This is a genomic window from Pseudomonas sp. NPDC090208, assembly GCF_044746785.1.
Taxonomy (GTDB): Bacteria; Pseudomonadota; Gammaproteobacteria; order Pseudomonadales; family Pseudomonadaceae; genus Aquipseudomonas.
Genome location: NZ_JBIVCU010000004.1, coordinates 20,154 through 41,596, shown reverse-complemented (window position 1 = coordinate 41,596; position 21,443 = coordinate 20,154). Strand labels below are relative to the sequence as shown.

The following is a 21,443-nucleotide window of genomic DNA, read 5'->3' as shown; positions in this document are numbered from 1 at the left end:
CGCATTCGCCAGCAAGCCGGCTCCCACGGCCTTCGGCCAGAATCAAAAGCAGAAGTTGCCGGTTGTTCCGTAGCAGTCCGGCTTGCCGGCGGTGGCGATCTCACGGACACCGACACTGACAAGCCGGACAAATGACCAAAAGTGGGAGGGAGCCCTGCTCGCGAAAGCGGAGGGTCAGCCAGTGCAGCATTGACTGGATGGACGCCATCGCGAGCAGAGCTCCCTCCCACGGGCCTGGTAGCGCCAACGTTGACAAGCCAGACAGGGGCAGCGGGCCTCTATCAGCGCAATCGCTCCGCCAGATAATTCAATACCGCCCGGGTTTTGGCCGGCATGCGCTGACCCAATGGAATCAATGCATGAACCGGCGGGCCGGGGGCGTCGACGGTGGGGAGGACGCGCACCAGCCTGCCGCTATCGACGTAGGGTTGGGCGACCTTGTCGTACAGCTGGGCGATGCCCAGGCCGATCACCGTGGCGTCGATCACCCCCTGACCATCGGAAACGATCAGCACAGGCGTCGGCGAAAACTCGCGGGCGTGGCCGTTTTCCACCAGCGACCAGTGCCGCAGCTTGCCGGTGAAACCACGAAAGATCACCGCTTCGTGATTGACCAGATCCGCCGCTGACTCGATGGGGGCGTGACGTGCCAGATAGGCCGGCGCGGCATACAGACTCAACGTGATGTCGCACAGCTTGCGCACGGTCATGTCGCTGTCCTGCGGCAACTCCCCGGCGCGCACGACGATGTCCCAGCCTTCGCCCACCGCATCGGACATGCGGTCGGTCATCGACAGTTCCAGCGTGACCTTCGGGTAGCGGTCGCGCAGCTCGGAGAGCGTCGGCAAAAACAGTTGGCGAAAGCCTGAAGGGATGTCCAGCCGTACCCGGCCGGTGGGTTCTTCCTTGCGTGCCGCCAGCGCTTGGGCTGCGTCGCGCAGACCATCCAGAGCGGCCTGTGCGGCGATCAGGTAGGTTTCGCCGTCTTCGGTCAATCGCACCGCCCGGGTGGTGCGCTGAAACAAGCGGCTGCCCAATCGGCTTTCCAGACGCTGCACCGCCTTGCCGACGTTGGATTTGCTGGTGGCAAGGTTCTCCGCTGCGCGGGTGAAGCTGCCGGTCTGGGCGACAGCGACGAAGGCGGCAATGTCGGGAAATGACGTGTCGGCGCGTTCCATGATTGTCTCTCTTGAGGCGACTAAGTGTCTCTTGGTTACGCATTTATCGATAATTCTGCGCCAGCAACAATGACACATCTTTTTGTAAAACAGGTAGCTACATCCATGACAAATATTGCCCACACGGCAGGCGCGCGAGACAAGTTGCTCATTCTCGCGGCCATATGCCTGTCAGCGCTTGTGCTGCCGCTGAGTTTCACCGGAGGCGCCGTGGCAACCCCGGCAATCGGCCGCGAACTGGGCGGCAGTCCGGTCGCGTTAACCTGGATCACCAACGCGTTCATGTTGTCGTTCGGCAGCCTGTTGATGGCCGCAGGCGCGCTGGCGGACGTGTATGGTCGCAAAAAACTGTTCACCCTCGGCATGCTGTTGTTCACCGCTGCATCGCTTGCCCAAAGCCTGGCGCCGTCGGTGCTCTGGCTCGACATCCTGCGTGCAGTTCAGGGCGTTGCAGGTGCTGCGGCGCTGGCCAGTGGTTCGGCCGCCATCGCCCAGGAGTTCGACGGCCACGCCCGCACTCGCGCTTACAGCATGCTGGGCACCACGTTCGGCATCGGTCTGGCGTTCGGACCGTTGCTGGCGGGCGGCCTGATCGAAGCGTTCAGCTGGCGGGCGATCTTCGTGTTCACCGCCGCCATTGGCGTGATCGCGATGGTCTTCGGTCTGCCGCGCATGCGTGAAACCCGCGACCCGGATGCTCAGGGGCTGGACTGGCCGGGCACCATCACGTTCACCGGGGTGCTGGCGTTGTTCACCTTCGGCGTCATTCAGGCACCCGAAAGCGGTTGGGGCAGCCCACTGGTGACCGGGCTGTTGATCGGTTCGGCAGTCCTGCTGGCGCTGTTCGTGACGATTGAAATGCGGGTCCGGCGCCCGATGCTCGACCTCACGCTGTTCCGTTATCCACGCTTCATCGGCGTGCAGATGCTGCCGATCGGCACCTGCTATTGCTACATCGTGCTGGTGGTCATGCTGCCGCTGCGCTTCATCGGTGTTGAAGGCTTGAGCGAGATCGACGCCGGCCTGCTGTTACTGGCGCTGTCTGCACCGATGCTGGTGGTGCCCATGCTGGCAGCGTCGCTGGCGCGCTTCGTTTCCCCCGGCATCCTGTCCGGCGTGGGCTTCCTCATCGCAGCACTGGGGTTGCACGGGCTGAGCCTGTACAACGTCGGCGAACCACGGTTCGGCCTGGTCGGCCCGATGCTGCTGATCGGCATCGGTGCCGGCCTGCCTTGGGGGCTGATGGACGCCCTGTCGGTCAGCGTGGTACCGAAGGAGCGCGCAGGCATGGCCGCCGGTATCTTCAACACCGTGCGGGTGGCCGGGGAGGGCATTGCACTGGCCAGCGTGGCGGCGATCCTGGCCTCGTTGCTGCAGACGCACCTGGTCGAGATCATGCAGAGCGCATCGGGCAGCGTCGACACCGCCGCCATCGCCGAAGTCGCCCAGCGCGTGACCAGTGGCGACATGGCCCATGCGGTCGACCGTGTCCCGGGCCTAGCAAACCAGACACTGATCGCAGGTTACGCCCAGGCGTTCCAGTACCTGCTGCACATCCTGACCATCATCACCCTGTTTTCCGCAGCGGTGGTGCTGGGCCTGCTCAGCAGGGACCGTACGGCCACTGAAGCGTCGGGGCGTGAGGCAGCTGTGGAGTAATGGCCTTAGCAGCCGTTACGGTATCGCGATTCCTAATGCATTCAGGGTTGGGGTATCCATCCGGCCGCTGTTGACAATGCCTGAATCCGCCTGGAACGCCATGATCGACCCTCGCGTGCCGTTACCCAGTACGCCATCAATTGGGCCTGAGTAATATTTTTTGATCATTAGAGCCAGCTGGACCCTGCGCACCAGCATGGATACATCCGCTGCTGCCGGTGTTGCTGCGATAGGGGTAGCTCGGGCCGCAGAGCTTGTTGACGTTGAGGTGCGTGGTGTTGCTGTCGGTGTCGGATTTACCGTCGGGCTGCTGGATCGGTAAAGGTTCGTTGTTGGTGCAGGCGCGCTGTAGTACGACGTAGTCGGCGCGCTGTAGCGCGGGGCACTGTACCCGCCTGAGCTGCTGTAATGAGAACTGTGCGAACTGTGTGAGCTATGGGAGCGATGCGCCGCATAGATGTTCACCGCATCGCTTGCGTTAAGCGTGTTTTTGAATGCTGGTGGCGCGCTATGGGGATGAGGTAACCAATCATCTGCCGCGAGTTGAGGCTGGCCAGCATCAGCCAGCGGACTGGCGAGCATCGGCGCGAGAGCTATCGATTGGCCGATCAGGACTTTCCAACGATCAAGCAACTTCATACGGCGCTCCTTGCAGTGTTTCTAGTTCTTTTAGTGAAAGCGGATGGATGTCTCGACTCTGCCAGCGCGGCGAATGAGACTTGAAAAAACCTGCGCAAGCGTGTTTCGCAGAACAGGCCTGACAGGTGTCAACGAACAGGTTTTTCCAGTCAGAAATGCTCTGGCGATAAAACTTCCCAAGACTCGGATCCAGCACACACAGCGGGAGGTTATAAACCGATACGGCCAGGCCTCGGATATCGAGAAAGTGCGCAGTCAAGGCGAGTTGGGCCTGATAATCGGCAGGGTCTATCCAGAGGACATCGTAGTTTTTCTTTGCCAGCCCGGTGTTTTCGATACCCATCAACGCAACGTGTTCTATGAACGGAAGGTTTCTGAAAACAAAGTGTGCCCACTCCGGCAATCGGGTGACTGTCAGTTTGCTCAAGACCATTCGGATTTCGATTTTCTGTTCGGCCCGATGAAGGTTGTACAGCCCTCCCATGGTCTCTGTGAAAGCCCCCGGCGCACTCACGACATGGTCGTGATCTGCGGCGTTATCCGCATATAACGGAACTCCCCAGGTGACGTTGGGATGTCCGTGGGTTTTCAAATCGACCATCCAGCTCGAATCATTCAGCAGCCGGCCATTGCTGAGAATATGCAGCGCTTTTTCCGGCACTGTGGCAGCGGCATGTCTGACAATTGCCAGCAGTCCTTCACGATAGAGGGTCGGTTCGCCGCCACTGATACCGAGTTGCTCAACCCCCGGATCGATCAGATCCAGCAGTCTCAGGTTTTCATCGATATGCCAACGATCATCGACATCCCTTGGCGGTTGGGAGCACATCAGGCAGAGGCTGTTACAGCGATCCGTCATGAACAGCAAATTGCTGTTGGCTCCCCGACGGTAAAGGACGCGTACCACGTTCGTATGTGGGCTGACCGCAATCACGTCTCCTGGCCGCACCACCCCTGAATCTTTCGGGTGCCCCAACATCACTGCGCTCAAACCTGAAAGCAGCGGTATCTCGTCGGTAAAGAGAAAGCCTCCCACCGGCAAACTCATGAGCTGTTCGCGATGGGATTCAAGCGCACCGTCCATCCACAGAATCAGATCCGAAAACCCGGCTTCGCCTGCACAAACGGCAGTCCCTTTCTCAATCAACTCCTCGGGGGTGATCACTTTGAGGAGTTTCGGTACCGAGACATTGCACATATCAAACCGGGTATCTCTACGCAGCATCATTACCCCCTGTATCCAGCCGAGGGAAGATCGACTATCGATCGCCGCGAAAGCCAGGACACCAGTACCTTCTGTGTGTGGTCGTCAGCATCTCTCAGTTGACCGAAAAGGTAAGTCAGCAACGCCGTGTTCTTCTCACAAAACGTGCTGAAGCCTCGATGTCCTACGGGATCGCCCTGCCTCGCATACTGTTCGACAGGATCAGCACCGCAGTAAGGGACCAGCGCGCAATCGGAACATCCCGGAAGCGCTTCAGCAATGCCGGCCGACAACAGCAGCTCAATGACGGGAGAGCGAAGCAGTTGATCAAGCGGCTGCTTGACGCTGCCCAGTCGCAAACCGTTTTCTCCCATTTCCAGCAGCATTCGAGACTCGTCGGATGGGTAGACGTCGCCGTCGTAGTTGTAAACGAGCGTCCCCAGCCCGGCTCCCAGTGGCGATCTCAGATCGACGTAGCCCGAAGAAAAAGGTGTCAGCACATTGGCAAGAAGGAGTGACATGTAGCCTTCTGCGAGATAGGTACCGTTGGCATTCAGCGAGATCAGGTAATCCATCGATTTCTTGTAGAAGGCAATGAACTCTCCCATCGTATAGTCGAGCCGTTTGGAGGAGGTCTTAGCGAATCCGTATGGGCTCAGCGGGCGTAACGAAATGCTTTTGAAGCCTTGGGCCACATATTCATCAATGATCTCGACGGGATGCAGCAGACTCTTTGCAGTCAGGGTTGTCAGCGCGGATACTGCGTCGTGCCCCAGCTTTGCACGAACTCGTTGTATGCCTTCAATTGTTCGCTCATAGGAGTTCCGGCCAGGCGACGGCCTGTTTGCGTTGTGCAAAAACGCCGGGCCATCCAGGGAGGTGGAGAACTGAATCCGGTGCTGGTAGGCGAAGTCCAGAATATCGTCGGTCAGATGGTGCAATGTCGAAGTGATGACGTATTGGATACGTCGCCTTTCCGACTCATTTCGTTGAGCTATTGCCTGAACGATCTGTTTGATGCGATCAAAGGCGAGCAGGGGTTCGCCGCCTTGAAACTCAACCGTGAGGACCGGCGAGGGCGATTCAAACATACGGTCAATTGCATGGTTGGCGTCGTCCTCGGAGAGGTCATGACTGGATCCGCCGAGCGGTGCACGAGATACCTGGCAGTATTGGCAGGTGTGATTGCAGCGAAGCGTCACCACGAAAATATGCAAGGCCGGCCCATCAAAGATGAAACTCTTGCGGCTCCGGTATTGCGCGGCAATTTCAGGGATCGGATTGTGTCCCCTCGGCTCAAAAATGAAATGCCGAGCCAGCAAATCCTTATACAGAGATGAGCGGACATCGAGTTGTTTGCGTACCAGCGCTTGCAGATCGGATTCTGACACAAACAGGTATTCACCGGTTTCTGCGGTCAGAAGAATATCGGCCGCACTGTCATCGTCACCGAGCCGCAAGAAGCGAAAGGGCAGCAGTTGGTACGCGACGTCCTTGGCGATCAACGAAGTCTGCATGATCAGAGACCTGCGCCTCTTAGCGCAGCGTTCGCGATGATTTCTCTTAATCCTGACGTTTCGCGTTGAATCTGTTCGCGTAAAGCGAAGTCATTCAAGTTGCGCAGCACGAGTTCACGGGCAGCATCCGGAGTCAATTGTTCACTTGAGCCCGCCAAAAGGGTGGGAGTGACGAGCAAAGTGATGATGGAGTCGGATTGTTGAACGCTGATGGTCAGAGAGGAGGCGAGTGCATATACCGCGCGCTGTACAACGCTCAACGGATAGACGCCGCTGTTCAGCGTAAGGGTGACATCCCAGTGCATGATCGAGTCCATTCGGAGCGTTGGATTTTGGTAAAGCATGACCTCTGTGAGATCTAAATGCCACCATGTGTAACAAAAAATTTACGATCGGCCATGAGACGTCGAGCTGAGCTTTTTCTCCTGACGACGAGTGGATCGAGAGGGCCGAACCAACCTCCACTCATCCCGTTCGACGCCTGATCAACTCATCCACCCTCGACAAAAACACTTTCAACAACGGCGAGTCATTGGCCCGGTTGTAGCCGATCATCAGGTCGATGGTCGGTGGTTCGCCGCGCAGGGGGCGGCTGGTGACGGACCAGGGCAGGAAGTTTTCGGCGTAGGCGGGCAGCAGGGCGACGCCGCGGGTGGAGGCGATCAGCGACATGGCCATGGTCAGGTTGTGAATGCGGTGGCTGGGGGTGATGTCGAGGCCGGAGGCGGTCAGGTAGTTTTCGATGGCCAGGCGCATCGGGTAGGCGATGTCGGAGGCGCCGATGAACACTTCTCCGGCGAGGTCGTGCACGTCGACGTCCGTGCCTGCGGCCAGGTGGTGGTCGCTGGGCATGATGACCACGAAGCGCTCCTTGGCAACGCTGATGTAATTGAGTTGCGGGGTGTTGTGTTCTTCACGCAGGAAGGCGACGTCCAGCTTGCCGCGCACCAGGGCGTCGGCAAGGTCGGGGGAGTACTGGCTGGACACGGTCATTTCCATGTTCGGCAACTGATCGAGCAATAGCCGCGTGGTTTCCGGGAGCCAGTCCACCTCTTGCCCGGTCAAGAAGCCCACGGCGAAGGTTGGCTTGCTCGGATGCGCCGCCTCCCGTGCGGCTTCGATACCGGCTTCGACCTGTTCCAGCGCGCGCCGTGCGTGCTCCAGAAAAACCGTCCCGGCCGGGGTCAATTCGATGCCGCGCGCGCTGCGCAGCAGCAATGGCGCGCCCACTTCATCTTCCAGATCCTTGATCTGCCGGCTCAGCGAAGGCTGCGAGGTGAACAGGCGCTTTTGTGCCGCCACCGTCAGGCTGCCTTCCTCGGCGACCGCGATGAAGTAACGCAAATGGCGCAGTTCCATGTTCAGGCTCCTGATCGGGTCATGCTTTAAAAGCATGGGACAGCAGCTTACAAAGTCTTATCCAGCCGCGCAATTGCGGCATAGATTGGCCTCAACAGCAACGGTTCAGCGTTGCGCTCACTGACCAGCGAGGCCTGTCATGCATACCCATCAGACCGCTCCTACCCAGTACATCGATGCCAACGGCATCCGTTTCGCCTATCGCCGCTTTGGCAAACAGCAAGGCGTGCCGGTCGTCCTCAACATGCACTTCACCGGGACCATGGATCACTGGGATCCGCTGGTCACCGACGGCCTGGCGCAACAGCGCGAAGTGATTCTGTTCAACAACGCCGGTATCTCCAGCACCTCCGGTGAGGTGCCGACGTCGGTCGAGGAAATGGCGGCCAACGCCGCGCACTTCATCAAGGCGCTGGGGCTGCAGCAGGTCGACGTGCTCGGTTTTTCCCTTGGTGGCCTGGTCGCTCAGACGCTGGCAATCACGGAGCCGGCGCTGGTACGCCGTCTGGTACTGGTCGGCACCGGTCCACGCAGCGGCGACGGCATGGCATCGCTCACACCAGAGGCAGTCGAGGTGTTCAGTGCCAGCTACGCGAATCCCGACGACCTCTGGCTCGGTGTGTTTTTCACCCCGTCGCAGGCCAGTCAGGCGGCAGGGCGGGCCTTTCTCGAACGCTTCCGTCTGCGCAATGAAGGCCGCGATCCCGAAGTGAACGAGCGCGTTGCCCCGGCACAGCTGGCGGCGCTGGCCAAGTGGGGCGCCCCGCAGGACAAACCGTTCGATTACCTGGCCGCGCTGCAGCAGCCGACCCTGGTCATCAACGGCGACCACGACGTGATCATTTACTCGATCAACTCCTGGCACCTGCAACAGCACATCCCCAACGCCCAGTTGATTTTGTACCCCGATGCCAACCATGGCTCGCAGTACCAGTACCCCGAGCGCTTCGTCGGCCATGTGTCGATGTTCCTGTCCGAGTCGTGATTCACCGTTTCATCCACCCCCGGTTTTCATCGCTACCCCTTTGAGGAATACACCATGAGCAATCTGACTGGAAAAACCGCGCTGGTCACCGGCGCCTCCCGTGGTATCGGCCGCGCCAGTGCGCTGGCATTGGCTAAAAACGGCGCGCAGGTGCTGGTGCATTACAGCAGCGGCGCCGCCGAGGCACAGGCGGTGGTGGCTGAAATTCGCGCCGCTGGCGGCCGGGCAGAAGCGGTCGCTGCCGACCTGTCCACCGCAAACGGGCCCCATGGGTTGGCGCAAAAGGTCATCGAGATCGTCGGTGCCCGGCTCGACATTCTGGTGGCCAATGCCGGCATCGCCAGCGCGGCGAGTATCGAGGACACCACCGTCGAGGATTTCGACCGCCTGTTCGCCGTGAACGTGCGTGCGCCGTTCTTCCTGGTGCAACAACTGCTGCCGGTACTGCGTGAGGGCAGCAGCATCGTGTTGCTGTCTTCGCTGGCGGCCCGTGCGGCGGTGGGCAACCTGGCGGCGTACGCCTCGACCAAGGGCGCTATCGACACGTTGGTCACCCATTTCGCCGCCACCCTCGGGGGGCGCGGGATCCGCGTCAATGCCATCGCGCCCGGCGTGGTCGACACCGACATGTCGAGCTTCGCCCGCACTGATGCCGGTCGCGACATGACCCTGTCGATGCAAGCCCTGCAGCGCGTGGCGCAACCGGATGACATCGGCGGGACCATCGCGTTTCTGGCCTCCGATGCCGCCCGCTGGATCACCGGCGACACCCTGCGGGTCGACGGCGGCTCCAAGCTCTGAGGTGTCCTGCCGACCCACCCATCGCTGTTCCCGGCGCCGGGGCACACGCCACGGCGACCGGTCTGATTTTCAACCGTTATCGAGGAACCGATCATGACCGCAACCCTTTATCACGCTGGCGGCTCTCCCAACTCGCGCCGCGTTCGTATCTTCATTGCCGAGAAAGGCCTGCAGGTTCGGCTATTGCCGGTGGATCTGGGCAGCAAGGAGCAGTTTTCCGACGCCTACAAAGCCATCAACCCGCGCAGCATGGTGCCGACCCTGGTGCTGGCGGACGGCACGTCGATTGCCGAAGTACCGGCCATCTGGCGCTATTTGGAAGAGACCCACCCCGAGCAGCCGCTGTTGGGCAGCACGGCGACTGAAAAAGCCCTGATTGCCATGTGGGAGCGGCGCGTGGAGCTCGACGGTTTTGCTGCGGTGATGGAAGCCGTGCGCAACGCCGTACCGGGTCTGGCCGGGCGGGCGTTGGCCGGTCCGCATTTGTATGAGCAGATCCCGGAACTGGCCGTGCGCAGTCGCTTGCGTGTGGTCAATTTCTACGCGGACCTGAATCAGCGTCTGCAGACGGTGCCGTTCGTGGCAGGCGAGCATTTCAGTGCGGCGGACATCACCGCGCTGGTGACCCTGGATTTTGCCAGGGGCGCGCTGAAGATGGAGATTGCCGAGGAGCAGACGGCGCTGAGGGCCTGGTACGACAAGGTGGCCGCGCGGCCCGGGATGTCGGCCTGAATCTTGCCGACTGTTGAATGAACAATGCCAGCCGGTGACACCGGCTGGCATTGTTCATTTCAGCGCTGGATCAAGCGCCGGCGAACTGCGCACTCAGTTGTTCGGCCGCCTTGTCGAACGCCACCTTCATCGCCTCGATCACTTCGTCGTCGTGTTCGAACGAGATGTAGATGCGCCCATACGGCGAAGGCATCATCAACACGCCCGCTTCGCGCAAGGCCAGGTGCAGGGCTTTGCTGAACGCCGGGTTGGCGATTTTTGCCGCTTCTTTATAGGTTACCGGCGCAGTCGCGGCGGGCCAGATACCGAAGACGTTGCCGTAGCCGCTGGTGGCGACGCTGATGCCGTGGAATCTGAAGCTGCTTTCCACGGCGGAGCGCAGGTCTTCGCCGCGCTGAATCAAGCGCGCGTAGTCACTTTGGTCCAGTTGCTCAAGGGTGCTGGTGACCGCCGCACAGGCCAGCGGGTTGCCGCTGAAGGTGCCGCCACGGGCCACACGGCCCTCCTCGAAACCGGCGAGGATGTGTGGCTTGCCGACCACCGCAGACACCGGGACGCCGTTGCCGATGGCCTTGCCGACGCTTGCCAGGTCCGGGTCCAGGCCGTCACGCAGCCCGGCGAGGCCGGCGTACAGACGGAAGCCCATCAACACTTCGTCGCAGATCACCAGCGCACCGTGCCGGTGGGCGACGTCCTGCACATGCTTGAGGTAGCCGGGCAGGGGCATGATGCAGCCGGCGTTGGCGAGCATCGGTTCGAGAATCACCGCAGCGATGTCATGGTCTTCGGCGAACAGTCGCTCGACATCGGCGAAGTCGTTGAAGCGGATCAGCGTGGTGCGTTCGGTGGACGGGCGGGCGCCGTCTTTGAAGCGTGCTTCGTCGGAGGTCACGTTGCCGAAGCTGACGTCGTCGAACCAGCCGTCGAAACCCGCCGCCATCTTGGCGATCTTGCCGCGACCGGTGTAGGCTCGCGCGGCACGGCAGGCCAGATGAACCGCCTCGCTGCCGGAGTTGGTGAACATGACTTTGCTCAGTCCACCGGTGTGCCGGGCCAGCGCGGTCGCCGCCCCGTGTTCGCGAACGTGAGCCCAAGAGGGCGCCGCGCTGTCGCCGAGGGCTTCGGTCACGGCGGTATTCACCGTGTCGTTGGCATGCCCGAGCAACACCGCGCCGAAGCCCAGCGCGGTGTCGATGTACCGGCGCCCCTTGTCGTCCCACAGCCAGGCGCCCTTGCCGTTGCGGATGAACAGCTTTTCGCCGTTCAGCTCCGGCAGAATGCGCGCGGCACTGGATACATCGCCCACTAAGTTAGCCATTTCAACCTCTGAATCTGGACAGTAGTTTGCCGTCCGGGCCCGGCCCGGAACGGAATCACATGGTTTTCAAAGCGTCCCGGACGGGACTGCGCCTGCCGGTTTATTGTTGTTTGACCTTCAGCTTCTCGTTGCGCCGCCGCAGCAGTTCCAGGGTCAGCAGCATCAGCACGGAGAGCACGACCATGATGGTGGCGACGGCGGCAATGTTCGGGCTGATGTTTTCGCGGATACCGGCGAACATCTGCAGCGGCAAGGTGCGTTGCGAGGGGCTGGCGAGGAACAGCGTCACCACCACTTCATCGAACGAGGTGGCAAAGGCGAACAGCCCGCCGGAAATCACGCCGGGCGCGATCAGCGGCAGCATCACCCGGAAAAATACCGTCAGTGGCGGGGCGCCGAGGCTGGCCGCCGCGCGACTGAGGTTGGTGTTGAAGCCCTGCAGTGTCGCGTTGACCGTGATCACCACGAACGGCACGCCGAGCATGGCGTGGGCCAGCACCAGGCCAAGGTAGCTGTTGAGCAGCTGCAGCTTGGCGAAGAAGAAGTACAGGCCGACGGCAACGATGATCAGCGGCACGATCATCGGCGAGATCAGGAACGCCATGACCACGGCCTTGAAACGAAAGTTGCCGCGACACAGGCCGACCGAGGCCATGGTGCCGAAGACCATCGCCAGCACTGTCGCACCGGGGGCGATGATGAAGCTGTTGCGGAACGCCTGGCGCCATTCCTGCGAGGACATCAGTTCCTCGTACCAACGCAGGGAAAACCCGTCCATGGGGTAGGTCAGGAACGATGACGCGTTGAACGACAACGGGATGATCACCAGGATCGGCACGATCAGAAACAGCAGGATCAGGATGGACGCCGACACCAGGCCGAAGCGCGCCAGTTTCTCGGCGGGGGATGCGTAAGGTTGCAACATGTCGATTACCTCGCCTGGGTCGGGTTGGTGAGCTTGCCGTAGACCACGTAGAGCAGCAGGGTGGCGATCAGCAACAGGCTGCCGAGCGCCGAGGCCATGCCCCAGTTCACGGTCTTGTTGGTGTAGAAGGCGACGAAGTAGCTGACCATCTGGTCGGCCGCACCGCCCACCAGCGCCGGGGTCACGTAGTAACCAATGGCGAGGATGAACGTCAGCAGGCCGCCAGCCGCCAGGCCCGCGAAGGTCTGTGGTACATACACGCGCCAGAACGCCACGAACGGGTGGGCGCCGAGGGAAATGGCCGCACGCACGTAGTTGGACGGGATGCTTTTCATCACGCTGTACAGCGGCAGGATCATGAATGGCAGCAGCACGTGGGTCATCGCGATGATCACGCCGGTGCGGTTGAACACCAGCTGGATCGGCGCATCGACGATGCCGAACAACATCAGTGTGCGGTTGATCAGGCCATCCGATTGCAGCAGCACGATCCACGCCGCGGTGCGCACGATCAGCGAAGTCCAGAACGGCAGCAGCACGCAGATCATCAGCAGGTTGCTCTTGCCCTCGGGCAGTATCGCCAGCCAGTAGGCCACGGGAAAACCGAGCAGCAGGCATAGCACGGTGACGATGGCGCCGATATAAAAGGTGCGGGCGAAGATGTCGACGTAGATCGACTGGTTGGCATCGGCCTTGACCAGATCGCCGCTGGCAGGGTCGAGCCGGTGGTCCAGCGCGGCGAGCAGGTAATACGGCGTCAGTTTCGCCGAAGCCTGCTTGAGCGCCTTCCAGTAGGTGAGGTCGCCCCAGGCCTTGTCGATGTCGATCAGCGCTTCACGCTTCGACGCGGCACTGTCGTCCGGCAGCTTGCGCAGGGTTTTGGTGATGACCGTGCGGTAGTCGGGAAGCTCGTAGCTCAGACGCTTGCTCAGGGCGAGGATCTGGCCGTTTTCCCTGGCGTCAGCGAGATCCTTGATCAACGCCGCGTAAGTGTTTTCGCCGGGCAGCGCGTCGCCTTGCCAGCCGCGCAGGGCCGCTGTCGTGGCGGGCAGCGCCGTGTTGACTTCGGGGTTGTCGACGCTGCGGCTGAGCATGGTGCCGATCGGGAAGGCGAAGCACACCAGCACGAACAGAAACAGCGGCGCGATCAGCGCGAGGGATTTCATCTTGTAGGCGCGTTGCGACTTCTTGAGCTTGGCTCTCAGGTCGACGGTGTCTTCGTCATGCTGCAGCACAATAGCGGTCTGGCTCATGATCCGCGCCTCAGTGCTGGGTGGCGTCGAGCGCACGAATGTGCTCGGGCGCCCAGGAGAGCGAGATGGCGCTGCCGACGGTCCAACTGCTGTCCATTTTCGCGGCGGGCAGTTTGATCATGAAGTCGGGCTGCCCGGCGATCTCGGTGATCATCCGGACGTGATCGCCCAGGTAGATGTATTCGCGAATCCGCGCGGTCAGCGGCGTGCTGCCGGCGGCGCCGACCATGACCCGCTCGGGGCGGATGCACAATGCGACCGGTTCGCCCGGGCGAGCGCGGGTCACGGTGATCGCCTGGACATGGCTGCCGTCCTTGAGACGCACGGTCGAGTGGGTGGCGTCCTGGGACAGCACGGTGCCCATCAGGGTGTTGTTCTCGCCGATGAACTGGGCGACGAAGCACTGGGTCGGGGTTTCGTAGATGGCGGTCGGGGTGTCGATCTGCTGGATCACGCCATCGTTGAACACGGCCACGCGGTCGGACATGGTCAGCGCTTCGCTCTGGTCGTGGGTCACGTAGACCACCGTCAGCCCCAGCTGCTTGTGCAGGTGTTTGATCTCCAGTTGCATGTGCTCGCGCAGCTGTTTGTCGAGAGCGCCCAGCGGCTCGTCCATCAGCACCAGCTTGGGCTCGAAGACCAGTGCGCGGGCCAGGGCGACACGTTGTTGCTGGCCACCGGACATCTGCGCCGGGTAGCGTTTGGCGAAGTCGTTGAGGCGCACCATGTCCAGCGCGCGGCGCACTTTCTCGGCGCGTTCGATGCGGTTGATCTTGCGCACCGACAGGGGGAAGGCGAGGTTTTCCTCGATGGTCATGTGCGGAAACAGTGCGTAGTTCTGGAACACCATGCCGATGTCGCGCTTGTGCGGCGGCAGGTTGTGCAGCGGTCTGTCCTTGAGAAAGATCTCGCCCTGAGTCGGTGTTTCAAAGCCGGCGAGCATCATCAGGCTGGTGGTCTTGCCGGAGCCGGACGGGCCGAGGAGGGTGACGAATTCACCTTCCTTGATGTCCAGGTTCAGGTCTTTCACCACCGGACGAAAGCCGTCGTAGGTTTTCTGGATGTTCTTGAAGCTGACCAGGTGTTTCATGTCGCAGAGCCCTCATCAGGGAGTAGGCAGGGTCTGTCTTCGCTACTCATCTGCCTGTTCACGCAAAATGAAGAAGCAATCGTCGGCCGTCACGTCGCGGCGGGCGCGACATGGGGCGTCGTTCAGGTTTGAAACTGCCACCCGCAACGGGGCGGCAGGGCGGTGGAGCCGTCGGTAACGCGGGTTACTTCTGGGCGATCCAGGCGTTGAACCGTTCGGTGAGCGATTCGGTGTTGTCGACCCAGAACTCCACGTCCAGCGGCAAGGCGGCCGCCAGGTTGTCCGGCGTGGTCGGCAGGTCGGCTTTCAGGTCCGCAGGCACCAGCTCGTTGGCCTTTTTGTTCGGCAGGCCGTAGGCGATGAATTTCGGCAGTTTGGACAGGTTTTCCGGCTTGCTGGCGAAACCGATGAAGTCCATGGCGGCGGCCTTGTTTTCACTGCCTTTGAGCACGGTCCAGGAGTCGATGGCCGAGACGCTGCCGTTCCACAGGAACTTGAAGTGCTTGCCTTCGTTGCGGTTGAAACCGGTGATGCGGCCGTTGTAGGCCGAGCTCATGACCACGTCACCCGCCGACAGCATTTGCAGCGGCTGGGCGCCGGCTTCCCACCAGACGATGCTCGACTTGATGCTGTTCAGCTTGTTGAACGCGCGGTCCACGCCTTCAGGTGTGCGCAGCACCTTGTAGACATCGGCCGGCTTGACGCCGTCGGCGATGAGGGCGAATTCGAGGGAGTATTTCGGGCCTTTGCGCAGGCCGCGCTTGCCGGGGAATTTCTGGGTGTCGAAGAAGTCGGCCCATGAGGTCGGCGAGGTTTTCAGTTTGTCGGCGTCCCATGCCACGCCGGTGTTCCACACGATCGCGCCGACGCCGCAGTCATTCACGGCTTCCGGGATGAAATCGGCCTTGTTGCCGACCTTGGCCCAGTCGATCTTTTCGTAGAGGCCGGCCTCGCAACCCAGCGCCAGGTCCTCGGCTTCCACTTCGACCACGTCCCAGTTCGGGCTGCCGACTTTCACCTTGGCGTCGAGAACGCCCACGCCGCCATCCCAGCTCTGGTCGAGGACTTTCTTGCCGGTCTGCTGACCGTACGGCAGGAAGAAAATCTCCCGCTGTGCGTCCTGGAAGTTTCCGCCCCAGGAAACGATAGTCAGATCACGGGCGCTCGCAGACTGTGCGCCTGCCAATCCGGCAACGGCAAACGCGAGAGCGGCTAAAGCGTGGCACGGCTTGTGCTTCTTGTGCATTTGGAACCTCGACGCAGATGTTGTGTGGTGGTGGTAAAAATTTTTACCACTGCGAAATCTGCGACGCAAGTTTTATTTTCCTGCGCGCCTGAAATCTGAAATCGCCCGGATAATCGGTAAGCGATTGATTTTTATCGCCTGAAATTTGATATTGGGCGGCCCCGGCCATCGCGCCTTTCCGGCGTGCCGAGCCCGTTGCTTTGCGTCTTCCAAGCGAGGCGCGGTCACACGCTGTTACTTTTGCGCTTGTCAGGTGAGGCGTGTTGGTGCGAAATACCCAACGTGGTGCGCCGAGTTCATTTGAGGAAAAAACCGTGACAGATTCACCGGCGATCAGCCGTAACCCCCACGCGCCGGAAGAGCCGCCTGCAGACGAAACGTCAGCCGAGGACAACGCATCGGTCGGCGAACGCCTCAAGGCCTTGCGCCAGAGTCGGGGCCTGTCGATTCGTGGCCTGGCCGAACTGGCCGGGGTGCCCCACGCCACGCTGTCGATCATCGAACGCGACAAATCCAGCCCCTCGGTGAGTATTCTCAAACGCCTGCTCAAACCTCTGAACGTCACCTTGAGCGTGTTCTTTTCCGACTCGGCGGTGGTCGACCGCGCGGTGTTCTACAAGGCCAGCGAACTGGTCGAATTGGCCGACGGCAAGATGCTTTCGTACCGGCAAGTCGGCGCGAACCTCGCCAACAGCTCGATGATGATCCTCCATGAGCGTTACGAACCCGGCGCCGACACTGGCCAGGAAGGCGAAGAGCTGTACTCTCACGAAGCCGAAGAGGGCGGCATCATCATCGAAGGCCGGCTGGAAATGACCGTCGGCGACGAGGTGCGAATCCTCTCTCCGGGCGATGCCTACTACTTCGACAGCCGTTTGCCGCACCGCATGCGCAATCCGTTCGATGAAGTCTGTGTGGTGGTCAGCGCGGTATCGCCTCCGACGTTCTGATCAATGGTGCGGCAGGGCCTATCCCCATGGGTTGTCCTTCAGGCGTTTTTCCAGAAAGTCGCGGAACACCCGGATTCTCGGGCTCAGGTGTTTCCTGTTCGAATAAATCAGGTAGATCGGTTCCTTGCCCGGCAGGCTGAACTCCGTCAACAGCGGAATCAGTCGGCCCTGGCGAATGTCCTCGCCGATGTGGAACTGCGCCAGCTTGACGATCCCCGCGCCGCTCAAGGCCATTTCCCGCAACAGGTCGCCCTGGCCGAACACCGCCTTTGGCGCGATGGGCAGGGTGATGATTGCGCCTTCGCCTTCGCCATCGACGAACTGCCAGGTGTTCCAGGCGCTGTGAAAGCCGAAGTTGAAACAGTCATGGTCGAGCAGATCTTCAGGCTGTGCCGGTGTGCCCCGGCGCGCCAGGTACTCCGGCGACGCACAGGTGACCCAGGCGCTTTCGCCGATCTTGCGCGCAATCCGGGATGAATCCGGCAAGCTGCCGCTGTGAATCGCCACATCCAGCCCCTGATCGAACAGGTCGACGTACTGCGGCCCGACCTGCACGTCGACGGTCAGACCAGGGTAAGTGGCGAGGAACTCCGGCAGCCACGGCAGGATCTGGTGCTTGGCGAACGTGGTCATCGTGTGTACGCGCAGCGAGCCACTGACCCGGTCGGGAAACGCCTCAGCCAGCGAGTCCGCTTCGGCCATGGCATTGATCACGGCCCGGGCGCTGAGCAGATAGGCCGAGCCTTCTTCCGTCAGCGTCAGGGTTCGCGTGCCGCGCTGAAACAGCCGCACCTGCAGCCGGTCTTCGAGGCGGGTGATCAGTTTGCTGATCGCCGAAGGGGTCAGGCCGTTCGCCCGTGCCGCCGCCGAGAAATTGCCATGCTCGGTCGCCCAGACGAAGGCCAGCATCTGTGAGTAGTTATCCATCTGCACGCTCGCGACAGGCTACGGTTGGCACGCAGCCTGCCAGCATTCGAGGCCCCGGACAAGCCGCTTGCCAGTCACCTGAAACCTGCCCGTCAGCGGATGAATCGCTCGATGTAATCGTCCGGCAGGCCCAGGGATTTGTAGTGCTTGCGTGCCGCTTCCAGCTTGGTGAACACGTCTTCGTAACCCACCGCCACGCCCTGCGGGTCGACGTAGGTGTAGCCGCCCTGAACGTGGAACCAGGTGATCATTTCCTCGACGTCTTCGGGCACGAACAGCGTGTGGGTTTCACCTGGTGGCTCGTAGGCGAACGAGCCTTGCTCGGCGACCCAGTCGTGTTCCAGGTAGTACCAGCGGCCCTTGAGCACAATGGCGTGAACGCCGCCGGTGTGGCGATGACGAGACAGCACGCCGCTCTGGCGAACCCGCAACAGGTTGATGTAGTAGCCGCCCGTGGTGCTCAGCAGCAGCGGCTTGAACGACACCGACGCGGTGACCGGCACCCACAGCTGGTCATCTTCGAGCCAGTCGGTCAGTACGCCGGGGTGCACGATGTCCGGCGTCATGTACGGCACTTGCGGCAGTTGATAGGGGATTGCGAGTTCGTCTGGCTTGGCAACGCTGCTCATCGTTCTCTGTCCACGGTCGGTGATCGGAATCCCCGGCTGCTTGACCGTCCGGGGTTGAACACAGAGTAGGTGAGCGCGCGCGGCAGAAAAACCGCATCACCGGCACAGCAGGTATGAACGGGCGTCACAGATGCCGGCCGACTACCTCGGTAATCAGCCGGCAATCGGCGTCACGCCAGCGTTGGCTGGGCAAAGGTACTGTGGCGACGCATCAGCCCCATCACACAGAGGAACGAGGCAAGCGCCAGCAGCGAGTAGAACACCGCCAGCGGCCACCATTGCCCGGCCGCTTGCCCGGCGATTAGCGTCCCCAGCATCGGCGTGGTGCCGCCGATCAGGGCGCCACAGGCCTGGTAGGCCAGGGAAATCCCCGAATAGCGCTGATACACCGGAAACACGTTGACGATGTAGCCGGCGATGACGGCGTAGAACGCCGAGGAGAACACTTTCGCCAGCGCAATGCCGAGGATGATCATTGTGCTTTGCCCGGTCGACACCAGGCCGAACATGAGATAAGGCACCAGAACGCTGATGCCCGAGGTCAGTAGCAGGAAGCGACCGGCGCCGACCTTGTCCGCCAGCCAGGCAGCGATGGGCTGGTTTATCAACTGGACGATGGCGACCACCGACAGGCATTCGAGAATCACCGAACTCTTGATGCCCATGTACTGCGTGGCATAGGCGATCATGAAGGTGTTGGTGAAGTAGGCCGAAGAGATGCCGATGGTGCAGGCGCCCATCACCAGCAGAATCAGCGGCCAGGCGTCACGGACCACGGCCTTGACCGGGGATTGCGCAGGTTTCTCCGCCTTGGCCTGGGCTTCGAATTCCGGCGATTCATGGACGCCGCGACGAATCAGGAACGCCAGCAGCAACAGCAGCACGCTGCCGAGGAACGGCAAGCGCCAGCCCCAGCTGTACATCTCCGCTTCCGGCAGCTCGGTGATGAAACGGAACACTGTCAGCGATAGCACCAGCCCGGCCGGGCTGCCCAGTTGCGCGAACGAGGCGTAGAAACTCTTCTTGCCCTCGGGCGCGTGTTCACTGGCGAGCAACACCGCGCCACCCCATTCACCGCCCACCGCAACACCTTGCAGGATGCGCAACGCCACCAGCAGGACCGGCGCCAACAGGCCGACCTGTTCATAGGAAGGCAGCAGGCCGATGCCGACGGTCGACACGCCCATCAGCAGCAGCGTGAGGATCAGCGAGTACTTGCGCCCGAAACGGTCACCCAGGTGGCCGAACACGATGCCGCCCAGCGGCCGCGCAAGAAAGCCGACCGCGAGGGTTGCGAAGGAGGACAGAGTGCCCACCAGTTGGCTGCTGCCCGGAAAGAACACGTGGCTGAAGATCAGTGCCGAGGCCGTGGCGTAAATATAGAAATCGAACCACTCGATCAGCGTGCCGAGAAACGAGCCGGCAGCGGCCCGGACCGGCTGCCGCGCCCGCGCTGATCCAGCGGGAAGAGAGGTGTTGGAGGAGGTGGACATGGGGCTTTCCTTTGACTGTTGTTGGCATTGTTCAAAAGGCATCAAGCCGGCGTTGTTCATGCGTCTGTCGCGCGCTACCGGCGTTGCGGGTTATCCAGCCAGCGGGCGGTCGACGTAAGGTCGATTCAGCGTTTCCAGCGACTGGGCGAAGGCCAGCAACCGCTGTTCGTCACGGTAGCGACCGACGATCTGCAGCCCGACCGGCAAGCCTTGCTCGCTGAACCCGCAGGGCAGCGACAGCGCCGGGTGACCGCTGAGGGTGATCAGCGAGCAGCTGTTCATCCAGTCGATGTAGGTGTCCATGGTCTGCTCGCCGATCTGTTTGACGAAAGGCTGTTCCACCGGGAATGGCAGCACCTGGCTGACCGGCGCCACGAGGAAATCGTACTGCTCCAGCAGCGCCTGGGTCTCGCGGAACAACCGCGCGCGTACCGCTTCGGCTTCCATCACGTCCCGGGCGGTGAAGCGGCTGGCCTGCTCGATGTTCCACACCACGGTGTCCTTGAGCAGAGGGCGATGGCTGTCGAGCAAATGCGCGTAGCCGCTGGCGTAGGTCAGCGCTCGCAACACTTGAAACGCCCGCGCGCCGCCACGGAAATCCGGCTCGGCCAGTTCCACTGTGCAGCCCAGGTCGTCCAGGCGGCGTACGCCGGCTTCGGTGACGGTGCGCACGGCCGGATCGACCGGCAATCCGCCCAGATCAGGGCTGTAGGCGATGCGGGCGCCTTTGAAGTCGCGTGGTGCGCTCACGTCCAGCGGTAAGGCGCGGGACTGCAACGACAGTGGGTCGCGGCTGTCTTCGCCAGCGATCACGCTCAACAGCAGGGCCACGTCGGCGACGCAACGACCCATCGGGCCGGCCACGGTCAACTGGCCGAAGCTGTTGGCGTTGGGCAGGTTCGGCACGCGACCGATGGAAGGACGCAGGCCGACGATGTTGCAGAAGCTCGCCGGATTGCGCAGCGAACCGCCCATGTCGGTGCCGTCGGCCAGCGCCACCATGCCGGTCGCCAGGGCCACGGCGGCGCCGCCACTGCTGCCGCCGCAAGTCAGGGCAGGGGCGTAAGGGTTGCGGGTGGCGCCGAACACTTCATTGAACGTCTGCGAGCCGGCACCGAACTCGGGCAGGTTGCTCTTGCCCAGCAGGATCGAACCGGCGGCGGCCTGGCGGCTGACGATCAGTGAATCCTGAGTGGGGACGTGCTCGGCGTACACCCGCGAGCCCCAAGTGGTGCGCATCCCGGCGGTGAGGAACGAATCCTTGTGCGCGACCGGCAAGCCATGCAGCGCGCCCAGCGTTTCGCCCCGTGCCTGGCGGCGGTCGGCGGCATCAGCGCGGGCCAAGGCGCCTTCGGCGTCCACGGTGACCAGGGCATTGAGCGTGGGGTTGTGCTGATCGACCTGATCCAGACACGCCTGGGTCAACTCGCGCGCTGACAAGTGACCGGCACGAATCTCTGCTGCCAGTTCCCATGCGGGCCGAGAGGACAGGTTGCCTGCCGAGTGAGCGGACATCGAAAACTCCTTATTGTATCGCT

Annotated in this window: 20 protein-coding genes; 5 read left to right on the top strand and 15 right to left on the bottom strand. The window is 61.8% G+C overall.

Going from position 1 to position 21,443, the window contains the following annotated elements:
• Nucleotides 1-281 precede the first annotated feature (281 nt).
• Nucleotides 282-1,178, bottom strand: a complete 897-nt coding sequence (locus ACIPL0_RS08510) for a LysR family transcriptional regulator (RefSeq protein WP_400598987.1) — start codon at nucleotides 1,176-1,178, stop codon at nucleotides 282-284.
• A gap of 105 nt (nucleotides 1,179-1,283) precedes the next feature.
• On the opposite strand from ACIPL0_RS08510, the gene ACIPL0_RS08505 reads away from it, so the two are divergent.
• Nucleotides 1,284-2,837 carry an MFS transporter gene (locus tag ACIPL0_RS08505; RefSeq protein ID WP_400598985.1) on the top strand — a complete coding sequence of 518 codons (1,554 nt, stop codon included), beginning with the start codon at nucleotides 1,284-1,286 and terminating at the stop codon, nucleotides 2,835-2,837.
• Between the two features lie 15 nt (nucleotides 2,838-2,852).
• Here ACIPL0_RS08505 and hxsA read toward each other — a convergent pair whose 3' ends face one another.
• The 5 genes from hxsA to ACIPL0_RS08480 form a co-directional block, all read right to left on the bottom strand.
• The gene (hxsA, locus tag ACIPL0_RS08500; RefSeq protein ID WP_400598983.1) at nucleotides 2,853-3,476 is read right to left on the bottom strand and encodes a His-Xaa-Ser repeat protein HxsA; all 624 of its coding nucleotides are present in this window, start codon (nucleotides 3,474-3,476) and stop codon (nucleotides 2,853-2,855) included.
• On the bottom strand, nucleotides 3,463-4,701 hold the full coding sequence (hxsC, locus tag ACIPL0_RS08495) for a His-Xaa-Ser system radical SAM maturase HxsC (RefSeq protein WP_400599209.1): 1,239 nt from the start codon (nucleotides 4,699-4,701) through the stop codon (nucleotides 3,463-3,465). The genes hxsA and hxsC overlap by 14 nt, the downstream gene beginning before the upstream one ends.
• A gap of 2 nt (nucleotides 4,702-4,703) precedes the next feature.
• Nucleotides 4,704-6,197, bottom strand: coding sequence for a His-Xaa-Ser system radical SAM maturase HxsB (gene hxsB, locus ACIPL0_RS08490; protein ID WP_400598980.1), 1,494 nt, complete (start codon nucleotides 6,195-6,197; stop codon nucleotides 4,704-4,706).
• Between the two features lie 2 nt (nucleotides 6,198-6,199).
• Nucleotides 6,200-6,502, bottom strand: a complete 303-nt coding sequence (gene hxsD, locus ACIPL0_RS08485) for a His-Xaa-Ser system protein HxsD (protein WP_400598978.1) — start codon at nucleotides 6,500-6,502, stop codon at nucleotides 6,200-6,202.
• A 160-nt stretch (nucleotides 6,503-6,662) separates the two neighbouring features.
• Nucleotides 6,663-7,556, bottom strand: coding sequence for a LysR family transcriptional regulator (locus tag ACIPL0_RS08480; protein WP_400598976.1), 894 nt, complete (start codon nucleotides 7,554-7,556; stop codon nucleotides 6,663-6,665).
• A 139-nt stretch (nucleotides 7,557-7,695) separates the two neighbouring features.
• Here ACIPL0_RS08480 and ACIPL0_RS08475 point away from each other — a divergent pair, with 139 nt between their 5' ends.
• The 3 genes from ACIPL0_RS08475 to ACIPL0_RS08465 all read left to right on the top strand — a co-directional run bounded on the left by ACIPL0_RS08475 (nucleotide 7,696) and on the right by ACIPL0_RS08465 (nucleotide 10,074).
• A complete protein-coding gene (locus ACIPL0_RS08475) occupies nucleotides 7,696-8,541 on the top strand; it encodes an alpha/beta fold hydrolase (protein ID WP_400598974.1) in 846 nt (281 codons plus the stop codon).
• Nucleotides 8,542-8,595: 54 nt separating this feature from the next.
• Nucleotides 8,596-9,342, top strand: coding sequence for an SDR family NAD(P)-dependent oxidoreductase (locus ACIPL0_RS08470; protein ID WP_400598972.1), 747 nt, complete (start codon nucleotides 8,596-8,598; stop codon nucleotides 9,340-9,342).
• Nucleotides 9,343-9,435: 93 nt separating this feature from the next.
• The gene (locus tag ACIPL0_RS08465; RefSeq protein ID WP_400598970.1) at nucleotides 9,436-10,074 is read left to right on the top strand and encodes a glutathione S-transferase; all 639 of its coding nucleotides are present in this window, start codon (nucleotides 9,436-9,438) and stop codon (nucleotides 10,072-10,074) included.
• Between the two features lie 70 nt (nucleotides 10,075-10,144).
• Here ACIPL0_RS08465 and ACIPL0_RS08460 read toward each other — a convergent pair whose 3' ends face one another.
• The 5 genes from ACIPL0_RS08460 to ACIPL0_RS08440 all read right to left on the bottom strand — a co-directional run bounded on the left by ACIPL0_RS08460 (nucleotide 10,145) and on the right by ACIPL0_RS08440 (nucleotide 15,906).
• Nucleotides 10,145-11,392 carry an aspartate aminotransferase family protein gene (locus tag ACIPL0_RS08460; RefSeq protein ID WP_400598968.1) on the bottom strand — a complete coding sequence of 416 codons (1,248 nt, stop codon included), beginning with the start codon at nucleotides 11,390-11,392 and terminating at the stop codon, nucleotides 10,145-10,147.
• A gap of 100 nt (nucleotides 11,393-11,492) precedes the next feature.
• Entirely contained in the window at nucleotides 11,493-12,317 is an 825-nt protein-coding gene (locus ACIPL0_RS08455; protein WP_400598966.1) for an ABC transporter permease, read from the bottom strand.
• A 5-nt stretch (nucleotides 12,318-12,322) separates the two neighbouring features.
• Nucleotides 12,323-13,570 carry an ABC transporter permease gene (locus tag ACIPL0_RS08450; protein ID WP_400598965.1) on the bottom strand — a complete coding sequence of 416 codons (1,248 nt, stop codon included), beginning with the start codon at nucleotides 13,568-13,570 and terminating at the stop codon, nucleotides 12,323-12,325.
• 10 nt (nucleotides 13,571-13,580) lie between these two features.
• Nucleotides 13,581-14,660 carry an ABC transporter ATP-binding protein gene (locus ACIPL0_RS08445; protein ID WP_400598963.1) on the bottom strand — a complete coding sequence of 360 codons (1,080 nt, stop codon included), beginning with the start codon at nucleotides 14,658-14,660 and terminating at the stop codon, nucleotides 13,581-13,583.
• Nucleotides 14,661-14,844: 184 nt separating this feature from the next.
• Entirely contained in the window at nucleotides 14,845-15,906 is a 1,062-nt protein-coding gene (locus ACIPL0_RS08440; RefSeq protein WP_400598961.1) for an ABC transporter substrate-binding protein, read from the bottom strand.
• A gap of 314 nt (nucleotides 15,907-16,220) precedes the next feature.
• Here ACIPL0_RS08440 and ACIPL0_RS08435 point away from each other — a divergent pair, with 314 nt between their 5' ends.
• Nucleotides 16,221-16,856 (top strand): cupin domain-containing protein, encoded by a 636-nt coding sequence (locus ACIPL0_RS08435; protein WP_400598959.1) that lies wholly within the window; start codon nucleotides 16,221-16,223, stop codon nucleotides 16,854-16,856.
• 18 nt (nucleotides 16,857-16,874) lie between these two features.
• Here the strand turns inward: ACIPL0_RS08435 and ACIPL0_RS08430 are convergent, their stop codons facing one another.
• From ACIPL0_RS08430 to ACIPL0_RS08415, 4 genes are all read right to left on the bottom strand, one after another.
• On the bottom strand, nucleotides 16,875-17,783 hold the full coding sequence (locus ACIPL0_RS08430; protein ID WP_400731518.1) for a LysR family transcriptional regulator: 909 nt from the start codon (nucleotides 17,781-17,783) through the stop codon (nucleotides 16,875-16,877).
• A gap of 92 nt (nucleotides 17,784-17,875) precedes the next feature.
• On the bottom strand, nucleotides 17,876-18,412 hold the full coding sequence (locus tag ACIPL0_RS08425; RefSeq protein ID WP_400598955.1) for a 2,4'-dihydroxyacetophenone dioxygenase family protein: 537 nt from the start codon (nucleotides 18,410-18,412) through the stop codon (nucleotides 17,876-17,878).
• 170 nt (nucleotides 18,413-18,582) lie between these two features.
• A complete protein-coding gene (locus tag ACIPL0_RS08420; protein WP_400598953.1) occupies nucleotides 18,583-19,905 on the bottom strand; it encodes an MFS transporter in 1,323 nt (440 codons plus the stop codon).
• A 90-nt stretch (nucleotides 19,906-19,995) separates the two neighbouring features.
• Nucleotides 19,996-21,420, bottom strand: a complete 1,425-nt coding sequence (locus ACIPL0_RS08415; RefSeq protein ID WP_400598951.1) for an amidase — start codon at nucleotides 21,418-21,420, stop codon at nucleotides 19,996-19,998.
• Nucleotides 21,421-21,443 lie beyond the last annotated feature (23 nt).

Excerpts from the sequence above, each read along its gene's own strand:
- hxsB (WP_400598980.1), bottom strand. The coding sequence starts at position 6,197 with ATGCAGACTTCGTTGATCGCCAAGGACGTCGCGTACCAACTGCTGCCC.
- ACIPL0_RS08465 (WP_400598970.1), top strand. The coding sequence starts at position 9,436 with ATGACCGCAACCCTTTATCACGCTGGCGGCTCTCCCAACTCGCGCCGC.
- ACIPL0_RS08450 (WP_400598965.1), bottom strand. The coding sequence starts at position 13,570 with ATGAGCCAGACCGCTATTGTGCTGCAGCATGACGAAGACACCGTCGAC.
- ACIPL0_RS08425 (WP_400598955.1), bottom strand. The coding sequence starts at position 18,412 with ATGAGCAGCGTTGCCAAGCCAGACGAACTCGCAATCCCCTATCAACTG.
- ACIPL0_RS08470 (WP_400598972.1), top strand. The coding sequence starts at position 8,596 with ATGAGCAATCTGACTGGAAAAACCGCGCTGGTCACCGGCGCCTCCCGT.
- hxsA (WP_400598983.1), bottom strand. The coding sequence starts at position 3,476 with ATGAAGTTGCTTGATCGTTGGAAAGTCCTGATCGGCCAATCGATAGCT.
- ACIPL0_RS08415 (WP_400598951.1), bottom strand. The coding sequence starts at position 21,420 with ATGTCCGCTCACTCGGCAGGCAACCTGTCCTCTCGGCCCGCATGGGAA.
- ACIPL0_RS08445 (WP_400598963.1), bottom strand. The coding sequence starts at position 14,660 with ATGAAACACCTGGTCAGCTTCAAGAACATCCAGAAAACCTACGACGGC.
- hxsC (WP_400599209.1), bottom strand. The coding sequence starts at position 4,701 with ATGCTGCGTAGAGATACCCGGTTTGATATGTGCAATGTCTCGGTACCG.
- ACIPL0_RS08440 (WP_400598961.1), bottom strand. The coding sequence starts at position 15,906 with ATGCACAAGAAGCACAAGCCGTGCCACGCTTTAGCCGCTCTCGCGTTT.
- ACIPL0_RS08430 (WP_400731518.1), bottom strand. The coding sequence starts at position 17,783 with ATGGATAACTACTCACAGATGCTGGCCTTCGTCTGGGCGACCGAGCAT.
- ACIPL0_RS08460 (WP_400598968.1), bottom strand. The coding sequence starts at position 11,392 with ATGGCTAACTTAGTGGGCGATGTATCCAGTGCCGCGCGCATTCTGCCG.
- ACIPL0_RS08455 (WP_400598966.1), bottom strand. The coding sequence starts at position 12,317 with ATGTTGCAACCTTACGCATCCCCCGCCGAGAAACTGGCGCGCTTCGGC.
- hxsD (WP_400598978.1), bottom strand. The coding sequence starts at position 6,502 with ATGCACTGGGATGTCACCCTTACGCTGAACAGCGGCGTCTATCCGTTG.
- ACIPL0_RS08475 (WP_400598974.1), top strand. The coding sequence starts at position 7,696 with ATGCATACCCATCAGACCGCTCCTACCCAGTACATCGATGCCAACGGC.
- ACIPL0_RS08510 (WP_400598987.1), bottom strand. The coding sequence starts at position 1,178 with ATGGAACGCGCCGACACGTCATTTCCCGACATTGCCGCCTTCGTCGCT.
- ACIPL0_RS08505 (WP_400598985.1), top strand. The coding sequence starts at position 1,284 with ATGACAAATATTGCCCACACGGCAGGCGCGCGAGACAAGTTGCTCATT.
- ACIPL0_RS08420 (WP_400598953.1), bottom strand. The coding sequence starts at position 19,905 with ATGTCCACCTCCTCCAACACCTCTCTTCCCGCTGGATCAGCGCGGGCG.
- ACIPL0_RS08480 (WP_400598976.1), bottom strand. The coding sequence starts at position 7,556 with ATGGAACTGCGCCATTTGCGTTACTTCATCGCGGTCGCCGAGGAAGGC.